Genomic DNA, 17,740 nt, shown 5'->3' with positions numbered 1-17,740 from the left:
CCGTCGGGCGGGGCGCGGAGTGCTCCCCGCCCCGCCGCCTTTCACCGGCTCTCGTCGTCACCCACGAGGCGGCAGGTCCAGCACCGCCTTGCCCTGGACGCGGCGGCCGAAGAGGGCCTCGGCGGCCTCGGGGGCGCGGTCCCAGGGGCCGCGCCAGCCGATCTGCGGGTCGAGCTCGCCGCGGGTGAGGAGGTCGACGAGGTACTGGAGGTCGGCGCCGATCGGAGTGTCGACGAAGAACGTCTCCAGCCGCCACTTGCGGGTCTCGCGGAGCTTCGCGCCGATCTGGAGCGGCTGCTGGGAGGCGTTGCCGATCCACTGGACGACGCCGCCCGGGGCGAGGTGGAACATGGCCTCGCCGAGCAGCGGGCCGCCGACGTTGTCCAGGATCCCGTGGAGCGGCCCGGAGATCTTCTCGAGGTCGCCGATGAGGACCTCCTGGGCGCCCAGCTCGGCCAGCCCCTCGGCCCGCTCGGGGCTGCCGACCACCGCGACCACCTCGGCGCCCGCGCGGGCGGCGAGCTGGACGGCGAAGCGACCGACGCCGCCGGAGGCGCCGGTGATCAGCACCCGGCGGCCGACCACCGGGCCGAGCTTGCGCAGCGCCTGGAGGGCGGTGACGCCGGCGACCGGGAGGGCGCTGGCGGCGCCGAGGTCGACGGAGTCGGGCACCACGGCCAGCTCGGCGGTGTCCACCGCGCGCAGCTCGGCCCATGCGTTGTTCCAGCCGAAGGTCACCACACGGGTGCCCACGGCCGGCCCCGAGCCGTCGGCGGCGGCGCGCACCACGACGCCCGCCGCGTCCCAGCCGGAGACGGCGCCCGGCTCGACCAGCTCGGGCCGGTACTTCAGATCCCCGTAGTTGAACGAGATCGACCGCACCTCGACCAGGGCCTGCCCCTCCCCCGGAACCGGGTCCGGGACCTCGTCAAGCCGCAGCCCCTGGGGCGCCTCGGGGTCGTAGATCAAAGCCCGCATGCTCTCTCCACTCCTCGTCATCGGGGGCCGACCGGCCCACACCCGGAGGCAACCTCCGTTTCTGCGGCCCTATTCCCCTCTCCCGACGGCCGGCCGTTACGACCCGCCCCCGCCCCCGCCCCTGGCGGCGGGCGGCGGGCGGCGGGCGGCGGGCGGCGGGCGGCGGGCGGCGGGCGGCGGGCGGCGGGCGGCTCATAGTGGCGGCGGCCCGTGACCCCGTGACGGCGGGCGGCCCGTGGCGGCGGGTGGGCCGGTGGCGTGACACCATCGACCCCGTGATCGACCTCGGCTACTCCCTCTCCCGGCGCTTCCCCGACCCCCCGCAGACCGACTACCGCAGGGCGGATGTGCACGCCCTGCGCCACGACCTGTTCTGCGGCGACGTCTACCTCGCCGACACCGAGACCGACCGCGAGCTGTCCACAGCCTGGGGATGGGTGCCCGTGCTCGACTTCGCGTGGGCGCTGTGCGACATCGTCGAGCTGCTCGACCGCGACCCGCAGGGGAGCCGCTCCGCGCGGCGCCAACACGCGGAGCTGGACTTCACCGAGTCGACGGACCGGATGCTGTTCGAGCGCCGCTTCGGGTGGGTCGACGTCACCGCCGACTGGGTGCCGGTCGAGGAGCCCCCGCTGACCTTCAACCACGCCGCCCTGCGCCGCGAGGCGCGTGACTTCCTGCACGACCTGATCGCCGACCTGGTCGACATGCACGAGGGCCTGGGCGACAACCCCGCGATCTGGGAGCTGCAGGCGCGCTTCCCCCGCACCTAGGAGCCCCGGCGGTCGCGCCGGCCTCGTCAGTCCCCCGGCGCCAGCACCCGCACCCCCATCCGGGCCGCGAACACCGGGGCCAGCTCCAGCAGTTGCCCCGGGCTGATCGCCGCTCCCGCGAGCCCGTCGACGCCACGCGCGATGTCGAGCCCGGCCGCCGCCCGCAGGTCCACGTCCGTCATCGCCGCGCCGCTGAAGTCGGCCCCCGTCAGCGTGGCGTCCACGAAGGCGACGCGCTCCAGCCGGGCACCGGCGAAGTCCGGCTCGACCAGGACGCAGCCCTCGAAGACGACGTCGGTCAGCCGGGCCTGCCGCAGGTTCAGATAGTCGATCTTGCCGCCGCGGAACACCACCCGCTCCAGCTCCGCGCCGTACAGCTGGACCCCGCCCAGCCGCGCGTCGCGCACCTCCACCTCGCGCAGCCGCGCCTCGGACAGGTCGGCGCCGACCCCGCGCACCTCCGTGAGCACGGAGTCGATGAGGCGGGCCCGGCTCAGCACCGCCTCGTCCAGGGCGCAGCGCCGCAGCGCGCAGTCGAGGAAGCGCGCGCCGCGCGCGTCCCGGCCGCCGAAGTCCGTGTCAGCGAACTCCAGGCCGTCGTAGTCCCCTTCCCGCTCCCAGGCCGCCCCGCCGTCGTACGGCCGCAGCGGCGGCAGCACGACCTCCGCCCGCCGCGCCGCCCGCACCGCCTTCCCACCGCCGCCACCCCTGCCCTTGCCGTCGCCCCTGCCCGTGCCGTCGCTCGCCATGCCCCCCATCGTGACCTACGCCACTGACAACGCCTGGATGTCACGCCCGCGGCCGCCCCGTCCGTCGTACCGGCGAAACGATCGACCCCACCGTGGGAGGGAACGTCCATGCAGCAGCACATCACCGTCGTCGGCGGCGGCTTCGCCGGGCTCGTCGCGGCCATCGGCGGCGCGGAGGCGGGGGCCCGGGTGACCCTGTACGAGGCGCACCGCGCCCTCGGCGGCCGGGCCCGCACCGCCGACGGCCCGTACCGCACCAACGAGGGCCCGCACGCGCTGTACAACCGCGGCCCGCACTGGTCGTGGCTGAAGCGGCGCGGCCTGCTCGGCGAGCTCGCGGCCGTCCCGCCGCGCGAGGCGGCCCGGTTCCGCTTCCACCGCGCCGGGCGGCTGCACCGCGTACCGCCGCTCGCCCTGCTCCGGCTGGCGCGCCACAAGGAGGCACCCGTCGACGCCGACTTCGCGAGCTGGGCGGCCGGGCGGGTCGGCGAGGCCGGGGCGCGGGCCGCGGCCCACTTCATGGCCGTCGCGCTCTTCCACCACGACCCCGGGCGACTGTCGGCGGCCTTCGTGCAGGAGCGGCTGCGGCGCGTCACCTCGCTGCCGCCGGAGGCGACGTACGTCCGCGGCGGCTGGGGCACGATGATCGGACGGATGGCCGACCACGCCCGCGCGCTCGGCGTCCGGATCGAGACCGGGGCCCGGGTCGGCTCCCTGGACGCGCTGCCGGCCGGCCACGGCCCGGTGATCGTCGCGACCTCGCTGGACGCGGCCCGCGGACTGCTCGGCGACCCCTCGCTGAGCTGGGAGAGCGGCCGCTGCGCGCTGCTCGACCTCGGGCTGCGCACCCGGCGCGGCGACGCCTTCGTCGTCTCGGACCTGGACGCGCCCGGCTGGATCGAGCGCTTCACCGCCCAGGACCCGACGCTGGCCCCGGCCGGGGAGCAGCTGGTCCAGGCCCAGCTGCCCGTCGCGCCCGGCACCGGGCGGGAGGCCGGTGTCGCGCGCGCCGAACGCCTGCTGGACCTGGGCTTCCCTGGCTGGCGTGAGCGGGTGACGTACCGTCGGGAGGCCCTGGCGGGCGGCCGCACCGGCGCGGTGGACCTGCCCGGACGCACCTGGCGGGACCGGCCGGCGGTGGACCGCGGCGACGGCGTCTATCTGGCGGGTGATCAGGTGGCGGCGCCGGGCGTGCTCTCGGAGGTGTCGTTCAGCAGCGCCCTGGAGGCGGTCGCGAGCGCCCTGGGCGAACGCGTCTCCGGCGACCGGGCGTTGAGCGAGCGCGCCGGGTGAGCGGACCCCCAGGTGAGCGTCGTCACACCCGGAGATCACTTGACCTCAACCCAAGTTGAAGTTGGAGGCTTGGAGACATGAGGCAGACGGCGAAGACACCAGCAGGCAAGCCAGAGATCGGCGTGTTCCTCCCCTCGGTGGGCCCCGAGCCCGGCGGCACGGCGGCCGAGATCACGGCCGCCGCGCGGCGGGCCGAGGAGCTCGGATTCGCCCACGTATGGACCGGCGACCACCTCGTCGGCCGCACCACGATGGTCGAGTCCGGGCTGACGCTGGCCACCGCCGCCGCCGTCACCGAGCGCATCGGAATCGGCTTCGGTGTGCTGCACCTGCCGCTGCACCCCGTCGTCCAGACCGCCCAGCGCCTCGCCACCCTCCAGCACTTCTCCGGGGGCCGGGTGCTGCTCGGGGTCGGCTCCGGCGGCACCGGCCCCCGCGCCCGCTGGCGCGGCGGGGTGCGCGACACCACCGCCTGGCAGGCCGCCGGCCTCGCCTACGAGGACCGGGACCGGCTCTTCGACCGCGCGCTCGACCTGATGCCCGAGCTGCTCTCCGGCGAGCCGGTACGCCTCACCGACCACCCCGGCACGCCGGAGCTCACCCTCACCCCCAAGGTCGACGCCCCGCCGCTGCTCATCGGCGGCACCTCGGCGGCCGCGCTGCGCCGCGCCGTCCAGTACGGCGCCCAGTGGTTCCCGTCCCTCGCCCCGCCGCGCCAACTCGCCACCGGCCGCGAGGTGCTGGCCGAGCTCGCCGCCGGCGTCGGCCGCGCGCAGCAGCCCGGCGTCTCGGTCGCCCTGCCCTTCGGCCTCGGCCCCGCCACCCGGCCCCGCGAGCAGGTGACCAGGCTGGTCTCCGAGACCTACGGGGTCCCGGCCGACCAGGCCGGAGCCGTGATGATCGGCGGCGAACCGGCTCAGGCCGCCGAGCAGTTGGCCGCGTACGCCGAGGCGGGCGCCGCCCGGATCGTGCTCAGCACGCCCGCCGAGAACTGGCGGCAGCAGTACGAGCTCCTGGCGGAGGCGGCTGCGCTGCTCTGAGCCCGCCGCGCCCCCGTCAGCGCCCCTCTCCCCCCTCCCCGACGACCCCACCCTGGAGAACACCATGCACGCCATTCGCCTCCACGCCTTCGGCCCGGCCGAGAACCTCGCCTACGAGCGGGTCGCCGACCCCGAGCCCGCCCCCGGCCAGGTCCGCGTCGTCGTCGCCGCCGCCGGCGTGCACGTGCTCGACACCGCGCTGCGCCAGGGCGAGCTGGGCCCGTACCCCGAGCCGCCGCAGCTGCCCACCATCCCCGGCCGGGAGGTCGCCGGCACCGTCGACGCGCTCGGCGAGGGCGTCGACCAGCGGTGGCTGGGCCGCCGCGTCGTCGCCCATCTGGGCCTGGCACCCGGCGGATACGCGGAGAAGGCCGTCGTCGCCGTGGAGAAGCTCCACGAGCTGCCCGACGGCCTGCGCGAGGACCACGCCATCGCCATGATCGGCACCGGCCGCACCACCATGGCCGTGCTGCGCTTCTCCGATCTCACCGCGGACGACGTCGCGATCGTCACCGCGGCCGCCGGCGGCATCGGCTCGCTGCTCGTCCAGCACGCCAAGAACGTGGGCGCCACCGTCATCGGCCTCGCCGGCGGCCCGGAGAAGGTCGCCCGGGTGCGCGAGCTCGGCGCCGACGTCGCCGTCGACTACACCGCCGACGACTGGACCGCCCAGGTGCGCGCGGCCCTCGGTGGCCGCGAGCGCGCGGCCACCGCCCTCTTCGACGCCGTCGGCGGCGACGTGGCCCGCGACGCGGTGGGGCTGCTCGCCCCCGGCGGCCGCCACCTCGTCTACGGCTGGTCCGGCGGCGGCCCGCTGAAGCTCACCGCGGAGGAGCTCGCCGAGCTCGGCGTCACCTCCCTCTCCGTCCTGGAGACCGCGGAGTGGCGCGCGTTCGTCAGCCGGCCCGGCGCCGTCCGTGAACTGGAGGAGAAGGCCATGGCCGAGGCCGCCTCCGGCCGCCTCGTGCCCCTGGTCCACCGCTTCCCGCTGGCCGAGGCCGCCAGGGCCCACACGGCCCTGGAGACCCGCGGCACGATCGGCAAGGTGGTGCTGGTCCCGTAGGACCGCTCACCCGCCGCCGAGCGCCGCGCGGTGTGCCCGCAGCAGCCTCCGCCCCGCCGCGCATCCCCGATCGGACGCGCGGCAGTCGGCGCACTCGGTGAGATGGACGATCGCCGCCCGCCAGGTCCGCCGCTCGCCGATCGCCCGCCGGACGGCGGCCGGGTCCACCAGCGGGTCCCGCCGCCGCGGGAAGCGCGGCGCGCAGGCGGGGCAGGCGTAGTGCGTACGGCCCGCGCCGGCGCCGTGGATCACCGCCAACTCGACCGGCTCGTCGGTCAGCCGCTGGCAGCCGAGGCAGACCTTGAAGCACGCGTTCGCGGCCCGCAGGGCGGTGTGCAGTCGCTCGGCGTCGGTGAACCCGCCCCGGCCGTCCGGGGCCACCCGCCAGTGCGGCCCCGGCCCCCGGACGCGCCCGCGCGGCGGCAGCGCGAGGTGGGAGCCGCGCGCCAGGACCCGATGGATGGTCCAGTCCGCGGCGGCCCCGGGCGGCACGAGCCAGTACCAGACGGCGCCGTACGGGTCCTCGACGACGGGTCCGCGGTCCTCCTCGCCCAGCAGATCGAGCGCCCGCGCGGCGATCACGGCGGGCACCTTCACCGCGTCCCACCACAGCCCGGCGGGCTGCACCCCGGTCCCGGGACCGTCGGGAGGTGTCCACGGTGGCGTTCCGGTCGTCATGGTCGGCTCCTGTCCGGGTTGGCGCGCTGACCCTGACATCGTGTCGACGGGGAAGGGCCCCGGCGTCCCCATGGTGGGGACGCCGAAGCCTTGACCTCGACGGCGTGTCGCGCTAAATGCCGCTCCACTGGGCGAACTCACGCAGTCGTCGAGGCGCCCGCTGTCGGGCACGCAGCAGCGTCCCAACGGTCTGGTGCACCTCGGGGTGGTAGCGCGTCAGCTGCGGCGCGGCGTCCCGAGCCTGCTCCAGCGAGGTGAGCGCCTCCTCGTGGCGCGCCGTCCACGCCTCCGCGCCGGCCTTGCGGATCAGGAATCCCGCGACCCGTGTCGGCTGGTAGGAGCCGGGCAACCGCACGTCGGACGCCACCCGCAGCGCTTCCTCGTGGTCGTCCTGGTAGAGGGCGACGTCGAGGCGCCCGAGGGCCACGTTCAACGCTCCGAAGGCGAGGGCGTACCGCGTGCCCGGCGGGTCCTCGGCGGCGTCCGCGGCGGCGGCGGCCTCGGCGAGGTCGTTCGCCTGGCCCAGCCAGTCCCCCGCTGCGGCATGGTCCTTCTGCACGGCGGAGAGGGCCGAGGCGCGCAGCAGCAGGGTGCCCCGTACCGCGAGGGTCGCCGGGTCCCCGTCGTCGTGCAGGTCGCGCAGCGCCTGCCGCATCAGCGCCACCCCCCGGTCCGGGCGCGACGTCTCGGCATGGGTGATGACGGCCCGCTCGTACCGCTCGACGGCGACCTGTCGCGGGTCCCCGGACTCCGGCGCCGCGACGGCCATGCGGGCCAGCGCGAGCCGGGCGAGGTCCATGTAGCCGAGCCGATACGCCACGATCGCCGTGGTGCGGGCGATCTCGGCCTGGAGGTTGTGTGCCCGCTCGCGGTCCCGGCCGGGCGCCGTGTACGTCTGCACGGCGATCGCGGCATCGGCGATCAGGGCCGGCAGCGCCTCCGCCACGGCCCCGAACTCGCCCCGCGCCCGCTTGGCGGCGACGTCCGCCGTGTCCGTGGCGAGGTCGTCGAGCGAGCGCGGCGGGACGTCGTCATCCGGCGGGATGTCCCATGCGTCCAGAGCGCTGCTGATGGGCGCCAGCAGACGGTCGAGCTGGTCCTTCTGGAGCATGTGGATGTACGGCTGACCGTGCAGCACGGACAGCGTGACGCCCAACGCGCGGGCGACGGAGGCGAGTACGGAAGGGCTGGCGGGCTGTTCGCCGTTCTCGACGCGGCACAACTGGCTGGTCGACACGTGGGCGCGGCGGCTCAATTCGGCGAGGGAGAAGTCGCGGATGGCACGGAACTCGCGCATGCGGGCCCCGATGTGCTTGTCGGTGCTCTCGGGCATCACTGGCTCCCCTTGCGTGCTGACCCTCGCAATGTACGCCTGGACACCACCGGGTTGTACCGCACGACGGCCCACCGCCGGCGGGTCCGTCGTGCGGCCGGTCGTCGCCCCTAGGACACGATCCGAAGCTCCCGCGCCGTGTTGTTCAGCCGCCGCGCCCCCGTCTCCGTGCACACCACGATGTCCTCGATGCGCACCCCGAAGCGGCCCGGCAGGTAGATGCCCGGCTCGATGGAGAAGCACATGCCGGGGACCAGCGGCAGGTGTTCGCCCTCGACCATGTACGGCGGCTCGTGCGTGGTGACGCCGATGCCGTGGCCGGTGCGGTGGATGAAGTACTCGCCGTAGCCGGCCTCGCCGATGACCTTGCGGGCCACGCGGTCGATGTCCTGGCAGGCGGCCCCGGGCCGCACCGCCTCGAAGGCGGCCTGCTGGGCCTCGCGCACCACCTCGTGGATCTTCCGCTCCTCCGGGGTCGGCTCGCCGACGTGGACGGTGCGGGTGGTGTCGGAGCCGTAGCCGTCCTTCAGGCCGCCGAAGTCGAGCACGACCATGTCGCCGTCCTCGATGATCCGGTCGCCGGAGTCGTGGTGCGGGTTGGCCCCGTTCGGGCCGGAGCCGACGATGGTGAAGTCCACCTGGCTGTGGCCGTGTTCCAGCAACAGGGCGGCCAGGTCGTCGGCGACCTCCCGCTCACGCCGGCCGGAGAACCGCATCTCGACGATCCGCTCGAAGGTGGCGTCGGCGGCAGCGCCCGCGGCGGCCAGCCGGTCCACCTCGTAACCGTCCTTGACCGCCCGCAGCATCGGCAGCACCTCGCTGAACGCGGAGTACGCGGTGCCCGGCAGCTTGCGCTGGAGACCCAGCAGATGCGCCGCCCAGGCGCTGTCCGAGATGCCGAACCGCCCCTGGGCGGGGAGCAGCTCGGCGAGATCCTCGTACGGGTCGTTGCCGTCCATCCAGCCGGTCACCTCCACCGGCGCGCTGCCGACCGCGGCCTCCGCTTCGGGGCGCTCCAGGACCGGCACCAGCAACCGGGCCTTGCGGTCCGGGGTGAGCAGCAGCGCGGTGAGCCGCTCGGTGACCGCGGTGGGGGCGTAGCCACACAGATGCGCCAGGTCGGGGCCGGGCATCACGATGAGCCCGGCCAGGCCGGCTTCGGCGGCCGCGCGGAGCGCGCGTTCCATGCGAACGGAGTAGTCGACGAGGGTCATGCGGCCAGCATCGCGCGGGGGCGCCGCGCCCGCGACAGGAAGACATCACTCCGTTCACCCCCGCGCGCGTTCCGCGCCCGCGCGGACGCGGACTGTCACGATCGCTGCGCCAGCCGGGGGAACTGAGTACGGGAGTGAGTACGAACGCTCAGGTCGGGGCCGGGCGGCACCGGGAGGCTGGGGGCATGACGACGCCTCCCCTCGTCGGCCCGCCGCCGCACCCGCCCCAGACCGGACACTTCGGCCAGCCGCCCCTGACACCGCTGCCCCCGCTGCCGCCCGCGCCGCCGCGCCGGCGCCGCGCGGCCGTGGTCGGGGTGATCGCGGCGGTGCTTCTGGTCGTGGCGGGCGCGACCGCCGGCGCCTGGTGGCTGACGCGCTCCGAGGACGACTCGGTGCTGGCCGGGCGGCCGCGGGTGACGGACCGGGCGGCCGGGATCTCGTACGCCATACCGGAGGGCTGGAAGGAGCAGTCCGGCAAGGACCTGATCGACGCCTTCACCTCGGCCGTGGGTGTCAAGGACCCCGCGGGCGCCGAGGGCGAGCCCGGCGGAACGGACGACGGCATCGGGGGCAGCACCGTCCTCGCCGGCCGGGCCGGCGCCATCCCGGAGGCCGCCCTGGAGCGGCAGACGCGCATGGCGGCCCGGTCGAACGCGGAGTTCTTCTGCCCGGACGGCCGCTCCACCCTGGAGGAGTCCCGGGCCACGACCGTGAGCGACCGGCCCGCCCACACGGTGGCCCTCCGGGTCGACGACGGCGAGGGCCACCAGCTCCATCTGCGGATGACGCTCGTCTCGGTCGACGACCACCGCTCGGCCTTCCTGCTCGGCCTCTCCGGTGACGCCCCGGAGCGGCGGGAGCGCGTCGACGAGGTGCTGGAGAGCGCCTCCGTCACGGAGTAGCCGGCCCGGCGACCCCGGCCCGACCCGCCCCGCCCCGCCCCAGGCGTCCCGCCTCAGCCCTCCGCGTGTTCGACGATCACCAGCGTGCCCCGACTGCCGGGGCGGACCGCGTGCGGCGTCCCCGCCGGGACCATGTACAGCTCCCCCGGCCCCACGGACACCGGCCGCCCCGCGACGTCGAGTTCGAGCCGTCCGTCGAGGACGAGCAGCGCCTCGGGCGCCCGGTGGCTCTCCTCCGCCACCGGCATCGCGTCCATCCGCAGCACCTTCACCGAGGCGCCGCCCACCTCCCCCAGGATCGTCGAGCGCCAGCTCCCCGGCAGCTCCGCCGCGGTGGTCCTCAGGTCGATCGGGCTCATGACGGCACACGCCTCCTCCGCGGGACGGCGGGAGCACGCGGGCTCGCCGGCCCGCTCTCGGGTCTCGTTCGGTGTCCTCGAACCTAGGCGAGCGGCGCGGCCGATGGGCTGACCGTTCGGCAAAGGATCTCCACCCGACCATCCGACGGCCCGTCGTGGACTGCCCACGGAGCGCTTACGCGCGCCCCCGTACGGCGCCCCCGTGCGCCGCCGTCTCGAACGGCTTCGCCATCGCCGCCGACACCAGGTAGCACGCGGGCAGTTGGAGCGTGAGCAGCGCCAGGCTGAGCATGAGGAAGACCGTGTCCTCCGGCCGCTCGTCGCCCGCGGCGATGCCCCGCACCAGGGTCACCAGCGCCAGGACGCCCGCGTATCCGAGGACGTTCTTCGCCGCGATCAGCCAGCGGTTGGCGCGCCAGCCGACGTACTGCAGGGCGACGAGGGCGAGGAAGGTCAGCACCGGGAGGAGCAGCGCCTCCGGGGAGAACCACTCGTCGGCGTACGACGCCCATGCCTCCCGCCGCGCCTCCGCGGCGGTCTGGCCCTCGTAGGGGGTGACTCCCACGGGGGTGAGGGCGGCGGACAGCGACGCCGCCACCCCCCACGGAACGAACGACGCCGCCGCGGCGAACGCGGCCACCCGGGGCAGGGGAACGCTCATCGGTCCGCTCCATCGTCTCGACGACAAAGGCAGCCGGAGACCCGGGAGCCGATGCCCCCGGTCTGGCGCTTGGCCAGCCTAGCCCTCGACTCCGACGCCCAGGACGGCGGCCTCACCAGCCGGTTCGCCCCCGTCCGCGACGCCGACCCGGACGAGGTGGGGGCGCGTACCGGCCATATGATCGACCGTGGTGAAGCGGTGACCACGGTCGCCAACACGGGGGAGGCTCGGCGCCATTGACGCAGGAACAGAGCGATCTCACGGCGCGGGACGGAACGGACCCCGCGCCGCCGTCCGCGTCCCCGTCGCCGCCGGCGTCCCCCCGCGGGGTGCGCCTGGCCATGGGCGCCTCCGTCCTCGCGATCGTCGCCGCCGCCGGGCTGGTGGTCCACGCGACGCGGTCGTCCGAGTCCGATGTGGAGGGTGCCCCGCGCGGGGATCATCGGCTCTGTGAGCGCATCGCCGAGGACTACCCCGACGAACTCCTCGGGGAGTCCCGCTCCGACGCCGACCTGCCCCCGGGAGTGGCCGTGTGGGGCGACGAGACGGTGGTGCTGCGGTGCGGCATGGAGCCGCCGCGGCCGACGGTCGACCCCTGCTTCCAGGTGGACGGGGTCGACTGGGTCCTGGAGGAGGCGAAGTCCAAGGACGGCACCCAGGTGCTCATCAGCTACGGCCGGAACCCGGCCGTCGAGGTCGTCCTCTCCGACGCCGGCTCGAACCCGGGGGAGGCCCTGGTGGATCTGAGTCGGGCGGTCTCCCGGATCCGCCAGGGCCGCACCTGCATCTGACCGGGCCCGCTAGCGGCCCGGTGCCACGTACGCGATCGACACGTTCCCCTGCTCCGCGACGCTCACCACCAGGTGCTCCCCGGCCCCGCTCGTCAACAGGTCGGCGACCTCCAGGACGGGGCCGAGGCAGCCGGAGGCCGCCGGGACGCGGGTGACGGACGGGCCCAGCAGCCGGGACACCCGGTCGGCGACCACGCAGTCCTCGGCCACCAGCCGCACCGGATGACGACGCCGGTCCCGCAGGCCCAGGCCCAGTCCGGCGAGGGCGGCCTCCACGGGGCGGCGGGCGAGGTCCAGGCCGTCCGCGCGGGCGGCCTGCGCGCGCGGCAGCAGGAAGCTGCGCACGCGCACCCGGCCGTAGCCGGTGGCGCCGCGCGCGGCGGCGTCGGCGGCGGGCTCCACCACCAGGGCGACCGCGCCGTCCTCCCCGCCCGCCACCCCCGGCTCGTCCGGCGAGAGCGGCGACTCGGCGGCGCCGGTGAGCAGCCAGCGGGCGCGCCTCGCGGCGAGGGCGCGCTGACCGTGCTGGAGCGCCTCCAGGCCCGCGACGCGGGGGCTGTGGACGCCCAGGCTGAAGCCCTTGAGCTGGTGCTCCATCGCGACCCGGCTGCCGACCAGGTTGACCGAGAAGTACGGCACCGACGGCGGGCTGAGCACGTCCGAGCGGTGCTCGATCACCGTGCGGTCGAACTCCCCCTGCATCGCCGAGGTGCCGTTGTTGGTGCCCACGGTGATGGCCCGCTCGGACTCCGGTATGGCGTCGAAGTCGGTACCCGCGTCCGCCAGCGCCCGGCGCGTCGCGGCGATCAGGTACTGGCTGGAGCGCGGCAGGTACTTGTAGCCCCGCCCCAGGACCGCGCGGGCGGTGAACCAGGCGTCGCCCTCCTTCTCCCCCGCCGGGTCCAGCGTCTCCCGGGTGACGATCCCGATGCCGGTGACCACCGCCGTCGCGGTCGTCATCGCGGTCGTCATCGCGGTCGTCGCCTTCGCGGCCGGAGCCGGGTCGCCCGTGGTCACCGCCGTCGTCGCCGTCGCCGCCCTCATCGGGGTTCCCCCTGTAGCACCAGAGACATGTTGTTCCCTCCGAACGCGTAGGCGTTCACCATCCCGAGCCGGCCCGACAGCGGCGTCGGCTCCGTGGGCACGTGCACCCGGCACTCCGGGTCCTGCTCGGCGACCGGGAGGTTGGGCGCCATCGAGCCGTGGTGCAGGAAGAGCGCCGCGGCCACCACGCCGAGGCCCCCGGAGGCGCCCCCGGTGTGGCCGGTCAGCGCCTTGAGGCTGTAGAGCGGGATCTCCGCGGTCCGGGGGCCGAAGACCTGCTCCATGGCCCGCGACTCGGTGACGTCGTTCAGCTTGGTGCCGGTGGCGTGCGGCACGATGAACGAGACGTCGTCCGGCTTGGCCTCCGCCTCCTCCAGCGCGTCCCGCATCGCGCGGACGATCTGGGCGCCCTCCGGGTCCAGCCCGGTGGCGTGGAAGGCGTCACAGCTCCAGCCGGAGCCGGCCAGCGTGGCGTAGATCCGCGCCCCGCGCGCCCGGGCCCGGTCGGCACGCTCCAGCACCACCGCGCCCGCGCCCTCGCTGAGCACCGTCCCGCCCCGCCCCACGTCGAACGGGCGACAGCTGACCGGGTCCAGGGCGCCGACCTGGTTGAAGGCGGCCAGCGCCACCCGCGAGTAGGTCTCGAAGCCCCCGGCGACCACCACGTCGGCCTCGCCGGCCCGGATCATGTCGGCGCCGATGGCCATCGAGTAGCCGCTGCCCGAGCAGGCGTTGCTGACACCGGTGGCCAGGCCGTTGACCCCGAGCAGCTGGGCGACGACCGACGCGGTGGAGAAGACCGGCGTCCAGCGGTCCTCCTCCGGGAAGGAGCCGTGGGCCCGCCAGTCCTCGACGACATACGCGTCGGCGACGCTGCTGCCCATGAGGACGGCGGTGCCGTGCGCGTCCAGGGCGCCCTCCAGGCCCGCGTCGGCCACCGCCTCGCGGGCGACCGTCAGCGCGGTGCGGGTGGCGTGCCCGACCGGCAGCCCGTCCACGACGGCCGGCTCGGCCGGCACCGCCCCCTTGGGGGTGAAGTAGAAGTTCGGCACGGGTACGTGCGCCAGGGGGTCGGTCGTCGTGTCGGGCACGGCCCGCTCGGGATCGAGCAGCGCCCGATAGAAGCTCTCGACGCCCCCGCCCAGGTGGCACACCGCCCCCAGACCGGTTATGACAACCTCGGTCACCGGTACCTCCGGGATCTAGAGAATTCGGGCCCTACAGGAAGAAGACCCGGTCGTAACTGGGCCAGCGCGCCGCGAACTCCCCGGCCGCCACGCACCGCACCCCTTCCGCCAGCCGCTCCGGGCCGAGCCCCATGGCCCTCAGGTCGGGCTCCTCGACCCAGATCCCCACCCCCAGGTCACGCAGGCGCAGCAGGTCCTCGCGGGGCGCGTCGTACGCCTCCACGACGGTGGTGCCGACCGTCAGCGGGGGCGGCGGGTCGGCCCGCAGCGCGTAGCCGACGGCCTCGCCGCGGAGCAGCACGTCCAGGCCGAGCTGTCGATGGATCTCGATGGCCAGGAAGAGCGCGTCGAAGTAGGAGACCTCCAGGGCGCCCCGGTAGGCGCGCTCCACGATCGCCAGCGACGGCATCACGCCACCCCCATGAAAACGGTCTTGGTGGCCGCGGCGACGTGCTTGCCGAAGGTGGACGGGGCCCGCATCACGACCTCCGGGATGTGTCCGGTGGCGCCGCGGTGCTCGCTGCACGCACGGCAGCCGAACCACCACAGCCGACCGGGGAACGCCTCGTGCAGGGAGCGGATCAGCGCCACGGTGGTCGGGTACTCGGCGTGCCGGTCCAGCAGGTTGATCGGCTTCGTCTCGCCCATCGCCTGCTGGCTCAGCATGGTGCTGTAGCCGCACGCCCACACCTGCACGGTGGCGCCCTGGGCCAGCAGCGCGTGGGTCAGCCGCAGCACCGAGGTGGTGAGCTCCCCCGAGTGCGGCGGGCCCATCACCACGAGCATCACATCGGTCTTGGGTGCACCGGCCATCTCAGTGCCACACCACCTGTACGTCGGGGGCGAGCAGCGCCGCCGCCACCTCGTCCATCTCCACCAGTCGTGCCCGCGTCGCCACGTCGTCCGGGGTCAGTCCGCGTTGCAGGACGGAGAACCGGTCCACCCACAGCTCGCCGCCGGCGTCCAGCAGCGACGCCAGCTCGGGCGCCGTCTCCGGCACGGCCGCGCCGATCCCCTCCTGGATGAGCACCAGCCGGACCGGGTGCCCGGCCCGGGCGAGCGCCAGCGCATCGGTGAAGAAGCGCGCGCCGCCCGGACCGGACGCGGGTCCGTTGGACTCGATCAGCAGATACCCCGGCACGAGGTCACGCACCGCGCAGCGAGAGGTGCATCGTCACGCCCGGGTCGGACTCCGCCTCGGCGGCCGCCGGCTCCTCCTCGGCGGCGGTGCCCTCCTCGGCCACCGTCCCGTTCAGCGCGGCCAGCACCCGGTCGTCGAAGCTGACCAGCGACCAGTTCTTGCGGTCGGCGATCTCGGCGTAGCCGTGCACGATGGTGCCGGTGGCGGTGGGCACGAGCTTGCCGTCGCGCACCACGTAGCAGTCCATCCGCGAGGTGTACGTGAAGTCCTTGAAGACGTCCTCGACGGAGTAGACGATGTACAGCTCCTCCTCCATCAGCGCCTCGTCCAGGAACTCGATCCGGGACCGCGGCACCACGGGGATCCACTTGCGCTCGTCCAGCAGCGTCTTGATGGAGATGCCGCGGTCGGCGACGAACCGGTCCTTGGCCTCCTCCATCAGCCGCAGGTAGCCGGACATCTGGAGCCGCTCGTTGTTGTGGCAGTACGGGTAGGGGATGCGCCAGCGCCAGCCGATCGCGTTGCGGCCCTCGGTGAGCTCCTTGAGCAGCGGGTCGGTGCGGTGGGTGGCGGTGATGCCCCAGTCCGCGGACGGGGTGACCTCGGCGTCGCGCTCCGGCTGGGCGTGGGCGATCTTGTTGACCGCGAACCGGGAGAGCTCGCGCGGCACGGCGTTGGTCGCGTCGACGTACTTCTCCCGCCGCAGCACCACCTTGACCTGCGCGGTGACGTCCTTGGTGGCCTTGCCGCCCGCCTCGGTCCCCTCGGCGCCGTCGGCCCCCTCGGTGCCCTCGGCGCCCGTGGTGCTCTTCGAGAGGGTGACGCGGAAGGTCAGCTCCTGGCCCTTGCCGACCGGGGTGACGGTGGCGACGGCCGACTCGTCCAGGTGGAAGGCGTTGAGGATGCGGGTGTCGAGGCGGGCGATGTCCAGCCCGAGACCGTACTCCTCGAAGAGGGTGCGCGAGGAGAGCCCGGCGGCGCGGAAGTGCGCCAGCACGGCCTCCTCCACCATGTAGTTGACGTGCTTGAAGCCGATCCAGGTGTTGATGTTGTTGCCCTCGTAGCGCGGGCGGACCTCGACCTGGCTGGGCTCGTTCAGCACGTGGGTGACCGTCTTCTGCAGGGGGCTGACGTTGCGGTTCGGACGCTTCTTGGGCCCGTCGAAACCGTACTTGTCCCGAAGTTCGCTGGCCACCTTGATGAACTCGGTGGTCTGCTCGTCCGTGTGAGCGTCGTTGAGGATGATGCGCAGGACGGCCTCGTTGCGTTTGGTGGCCGGGTAGCAGTAGACCGGCACCCGGAAGCCGCGCTCCAGGAAGTCGTGGTGGACGGCGAACGCCTTGTGCTCGTCACCGACCTGGATCGAGGTGAAGCAGGTCTCGGTCTCGGTGACCGGCAGCTCGGCGGCGAACAGCCGGCGCCGGAAGTCCTCCACCTTGGCCAGGTAGTTGTCGACGATCCCCGGCTCGTTGTAGGCGAGCAGCTGGGTGATGTAGTCGGTGGCGGCGGCGGCCGGGGCGGACATGCCGGCGGTGAAGGTCGCCGTGCCGGTGAGCACCTCGAAGCCCTCGATCGCGTCCCGCGGGCCGGCGATCAGACCGCCCTCCACGCCCACCGCCTTCTTCATCGAGACCATGATGAAGGTGGAGCGCAGCAGGCCCTGGTACTCGTCGTAGAAGCGGCGGTGGGACGGGCCGTAGACCAGGAAGCCGTTGGCGTCGTCGCAGAAGGACAGCGCGCCGTACTTCTCGCAGACGTCGACGATCTCGTGCATCGGGGCGACGGTGCCGTCGATCGAGTAGACCGACTCGAAGACCACCACGACCCGCTTGCCCTGGAGGCCCTGGAGGACCTTCTCCAGCTCGTCGACCCGGTTGTGCTTGAAGGAGAAGAGCCGCTCGCCGTACTTCAGCCCCTCCGCGGCCTTCCACAGCGACCAGTGCGCGTCGCGGTCGAAGACGAAGACGGTGTCGCTGTTGTCCAGCACCAGGCCGCGGCTGAAGACCTGACGGCCGGACATCGCGTGGATGAAGCCGATGTTGGCCAGCACGCCGGTGCCGAAGCTGATCGACGCCTCTTTGCCGAGATAGCGGGAGATGGTCTCTTCCATCGCCAGGTGGTGCAGCGAGACGCCCTGCAGCGTACGGGAGCCGCCGCTGGCCAGGCCGTACTGCTGGGTCGCCGCCACCATGCGCTCCATGACATCGGCGCGGCGCTGCAGATTGAGAAAGTTGACCGGCGCGAAATTCGTGACATACGAGCCGTTGCCATGGACCGCGCCGGGCATGATGTCGGAGGCCGGAGGGCGGCTGAAGCCGAGTTCACGCAGCGTCTGCGCGAAGTCCCCGAAACCCCATTCCGAGAGCGACATATCTCCTCTACCGTTCCTCTCCGCCGGCTCGTCCCGGCGGTCCGCCCGGACGATTACTGTGTCGGAAACGTAGCCGGGCCGACCGGGGGTAACGCGGTTTTAAGCGGTCTCCTGACAGGTTCCTGCCCGGCGGCCGTCCACGCCTTCCGCGAGCAACTGC

20 protein-coding genes are annotated in these 17,740 nt (G+C 74.1%); 7 read left to right on the top strand and 13 right to left on the bottom strand.

What is annotated here, in order from left to right; translation table 11 throughout:
- Positions 1–57: 57 nt before the first annotated feature.
- Complete coding sequence (locus tag CD790_RS29605; RefSeq protein WP_144386451.1) at positions 58–978, bottom strand: zinc-binding dehydrogenase; 921 nt, start codon at positions 976–978, stop codon at positions 58–60.
- Positions 979–1,253: 275 nt separating this feature from the next.
- Between CD790_RS29605 and CD790_RS29600 the strand changes: the two genes are divergently transcribed.
- Positions 1,254–1,751, top strand: coding sequence for a hypothetical protein (locus CD790_RS29600; RefSeq protein WP_144386450.1), 498 nt, complete (start codon positions 1,254–1,256; stop codon positions 1,749–1,751).
- 26 nt (positions 1,752–1,777) lie between these two features.
- Here the strand turns inward: CD790_RS29600 and CD790_RS29595 are convergent, their stop codons facing one another.
- Complete coding sequence (locus CD790_RS29595; protein WP_144386514.1) at positions 1,778–2,437, bottom strand: pentapeptide repeat-containing protein; 660 nt, start codon at positions 2,435–2,437, stop codon at positions 1,778–1,780.
- A gap of 171 nt (positions 2,438–2,608) precedes the next feature.
- Here CD790_RS29595 and CD790_RS29590 point away from each other — a divergent pair, with 171 nt between their 5' ends.
- From CD790_RS29590 to CD790_RS29580, 3 genes are all read left to right on the top strand, one after another.
- Positions 2,609–3,793, top strand: a complete 1,185-nt coding sequence (locus tag CD790_RS29590; protein WP_144386449.1) for an FAD-dependent oxidoreductase — start codon at positions 2,609–2,611, stop codon at positions 3,791–3,793.
- A gap of 77 nt (positions 3,794–3,870) precedes the next feature.
- Positions 3,871–4,833: an LLM class flavin-dependent oxidoreductase gene (locus CD790_RS29585; protein ID WP_144386448.1), complete on the top strand. Its 963-nt coding sequence runs from the start codon at positions 3,871–3,873 to the stop codon at positions 4,831–4,833.
- A 64-nt stretch (positions 4,834–4,897) separates the two neighbouring features.
- Positions 4,898–5,896, top strand: coding sequence for a zinc-binding dehydrogenase (locus CD790_RS29580; protein ID WP_144386447.1), 999 nt, complete (start codon positions 4,898–4,900; stop codon positions 5,894–5,896).
- Positions 5,897–5,902: 6 nt separating this feature from the next.
- On the opposite strand, the gene CD790_RS34955 is transcribed toward CD790_RS29580, so the two are convergent.
- The 3 genes from CD790_RS34955 to CD790_RS29565 all read right to left on the bottom strand — a co-directional run bounded on the left by CD790_RS34955 (position 5,903) and on the right by CD790_RS29565 (position 9,121).
- The gene (locus CD790_RS34955) at positions 5,903–6,574 is read right to left on the bottom strand and encodes a hypothetical protein (protein ID WP_186319296.1); all 672 of its coding nucleotides are present in this window, start codon (positions 6,572–6,574) and stop codon (positions 5,903–5,905) included.
- Between the two features lie 112 nt (positions 6,575–6,686).
- Positions 6,687–7,907, bottom strand: a complete 1,221-nt coding sequence (locus tag CD790_RS29570; protein ID WP_144386446.1) for a helix-turn-helix domain-containing protein — start codon at positions 7,905–7,907, stop codon at positions 6,687–6,689.
- Between the two features lie 110 nt (positions 7,908–8,017).
- On the bottom strand, positions 8,018–9,121 hold the full coding sequence (locus tag CD790_RS29565; RefSeq protein ID WP_144386445.1) for an aminopeptidase P family protein: 1,104 nt from the start codon (positions 9,119–9,121) through the stop codon (positions 8,018–8,020).
- Positions 9,122–9,306: 185 nt separating this feature from the next.
- Between CD790_RS29565 and CD790_RS29560 the strand changes: the two genes are divergently transcribed.
- Positions 9,307–10,026, top strand: a complete 720-nt coding sequence (locus tag CD790_RS29560; RefSeq protein ID WP_144386444.1) for a hypothetical protein — start codon at positions 9,307–9,309, stop codon at positions 10,024–10,026.
- Between the two features lie 53 nt (positions 10,027–10,079).
- Here the strand turns inward: CD790_RS29560 and CD790_RS29555 are convergent, their stop codons facing one another.
- Positions 10,080–10,385 (bottom strand): cupin domain-containing protein, encoded by a 306-nt coding sequence (locus CD790_RS29555; protein WP_144386443.1) that lies wholly within the window; start codon positions 10,383–10,385, stop codon positions 10,080–10,082.
- A gap of 175 nt (positions 10,386–10,560) precedes the next feature.
- Positions 10,561–11,046: a hypothetical protein gene (locus CD790_RS29550; protein WP_144386442.1), complete on the bottom strand. Its 486-nt coding sequence runs from the start codon at positions 11,044–11,046 to the stop codon at positions 10,561–10,563.
- 69 nt (positions 11,047–11,115) lie between these two features.
- Between CD790_RS29550 and CD790_RS34950 the strand changes: the two genes are divergently transcribed.
- Positions 11,116–11,286, top strand: a complete 171-nt coding sequence (locus CD790_RS34950; RefSeq protein WP_186319295.1) for a hypothetical protein — start codon at positions 11,116–11,118, stop codon at positions 11,284–11,286.
- Positions 11,287–11,387: 101 nt separating this feature from the next.
- The gene (locus tag CD790_RS29545; RefSeq protein ID WP_144386441.1) at positions 11,388–11,837 is read left to right on the top strand and encodes a DUF3515 family protein; all 450 of its coding nucleotides are present in this window, start codon (positions 11,388–11,390) and stop codon (positions 11,835–11,837) included.
- A 9-nt stretch (positions 11,838–11,846) separates the two neighbouring features.
- Here the strand turns inward: CD790_RS29545 and CD790_RS29540 are convergent, their stop codons facing one another.
- The 6 genes from CD790_RS29540 to CD790_RS36680 are packed head-to-tail and all read right to left on the bottom strand — an operon-like array spanning position 11,847 to position 17,580.
- Positions 11,847–12,881, bottom strand: coding sequence for a beta-ketoacyl synthase N-terminal-like domain-containing protein (locus CD790_RS29540; RefSeq protein ID WP_144386440.1), 1,035 nt, complete (start codon positions 12,879–12,881; stop codon positions 11,847–11,849).
- Entirely contained in the window at positions 12,878–14,068 is a 1,191-nt protein-coding gene (locus CD790_RS29535) for a beta-ketoacyl-[acyl-carrier-protein] synthase family protein (protein ID WP_144386439.1), read from the bottom strand. Before CD790_RS29535 ends, CD790_RS29540 begins: the two co-directional genes overlap by 4 nt.
- A 31-nt stretch (positions 14,069–14,099) precedes the next feature.
- Positions 14,100–14,477, bottom strand: a complete 378-nt coding sequence (locus CD790_RS29530) for a hypothetical protein (RefSeq protein ID WP_144386438.1) — start codon at positions 14,475–14,477, stop codon at positions 14,100–14,102.
- Positions 14,477–14,881 carry a hypothetical protein gene (locus tag CD790_RS29525; RefSeq protein WP_144386437.1) on the bottom strand — a complete coding sequence of 135 codons (405 nt, stop codon included), beginning with the start codon at positions 14,879–14,881 and terminating at the stop codon, positions 14,477–14,479. The genes CD790_RS29530 and CD790_RS29525 overlap by 1 nt, the downstream gene beginning before the upstream one ends.
- 1 nt (position 14,882) lies before the next feature.
- Complete coding sequence (locus tag CD790_RS29520; protein WP_260867990.1) at positions 14,883–15,221, bottom strand: DsrE family protein; 339 nt, start codon at positions 15,219–15,221, stop codon at positions 14,883–14,885.
- On the bottom strand, positions 15,214–17,580 hold the full coding sequence (locus tag CD790_RS36680; protein WP_144386436.1) for an aminotransferase class I/II-fold pyridoxal phosphate-dependent enzyme: 2,367 nt from the start codon (positions 17,578–17,580) through the stop codon (positions 15,214–15,216). The genes CD790_RS29520 and CD790_RS36680 overlap by 8 nt, the downstream gene beginning before the upstream one ends.
- Between the last annotated feature and the right edge of the window lie 160 nt (positions 17,581–17,740).

This window comes from Streptomyces sp. SAJ15, assembly GCF_007595705.1.
In the GTDB taxonomy this organism is placed as follows: Bacteria; Actinomycetota; Actinomycetes; order Streptomycetales; family Streptomycetaceae; genus Streptomyces.
Note: the sequence above shows the minus strand (reverse complement) of the source record. Positions and strands in the feature narration are given on the sequence as shown.

Excerpts from the sequence above, each read along its gene's own strand:
- CD790_RS29530 (WP_144386438.1), bottom strand. The coding sequence starts at position 14,477 with ATGCCGTCGCTGGCGATCGTGGAGCGCGCCTACCGGGGCGCCCTGGAG.
- CD790_RS29540 (WP_144386440.1), bottom strand. The coding sequence starts at position 12,881 with ATGAGGGCGGCGACGGCGACGACGGCGGTGACCACGGGCGACCCGGCT.
- CD790_RS29590 (WP_144386449.1), top strand. The coding sequence starts at position 2,609 with ATGCAGCAGCACATCACCGTCGTCGGCGGCGGCTTCGCCGGGCTCGTC.
- CD790_RS36680 (WP_144386436.1), bottom strand. The coding sequence starts at position 17,580 with ATGTCGCTCTCGGAATGGGGTTTCGGGGACTTCGCGCAGACGCTGCGT.
- CD790_RS29605 (WP_144386451.1), bottom strand. The coding sequence starts at position 978 with ATGCGGGCTTTGATCTACGACCCCGAGGCGCCCCAGGGGCTGCGGCTT.
- CD790_RS29525 (WP_144386437.1), bottom strand. The coding sequence starts at position 14,881 with ATGGCCGGTGCACCCAAGACCGATGTGATGCTCGTGGTGATGGGCCCG.
- CD790_RS29550 (WP_144386442.1), bottom strand. The coding sequence starts at position 11,046 with ATGAGCGTTCCCCTGCCCCGGGTGGCCGCGTTCGCCGCGGCGGCGTCG.
- CD790_RS29565 (WP_144386445.1), bottom strand. The coding sequence starts at position 9,121 with ATGACCCTCGTCGACTACTCCGTTCGCATGGAACGCGCGCTCCGCGCG.
- CD790_RS29585 (WP_144386448.1), top strand. The coding sequence starts at position 3,871 with ATGAGGCAGACGGCGAAGACACCAGCAGGCAAGCCAGAGATCGGCGTG.
- CD790_RS34955 (WP_186319296.1), bottom strand. The coding sequence starts at position 6,574 with ATGACGACCGGAACGCCACCGTGGACACCTCCCGACGGTCCCGGGACC.
- CD790_RS29560 (WP_144386444.1), top strand. The coding sequence starts at position 9,307 with ATGACGACGCCTCCCCTCGTCGGCCCGCCGCCGCACCCGCCCCAGACC.
- CD790_RS29570 (WP_144386446.1), bottom strand. The coding sequence starts at position 7,907 with ATGCCCGAGAGCACCGACAAGCACATCGGGGCCCGCATGCGCGAGTTC.
- CD790_RS29545 (WP_144386441.1), top strand. The coding sequence starts at position 11,388 with ATGGGCGCCTCCGTCCTCGCGATCGTCGCCGCCGCCGGGCTGGTGGTC.
- CD790_RS29555 (WP_144386443.1), bottom strand. The coding sequence starts at position 10,385 with ATGAGCCCGATCGACCTGAGGACCACCGCGGCGGAGCTGCCGGGGAGC.
- CD790_RS29580 (WP_144386447.1), top strand. The coding sequence starts at position 4,898 with ATGCACGCCATTCGCCTCCACGCCTTCGGCCCGGCCGAGAACCTCGCC.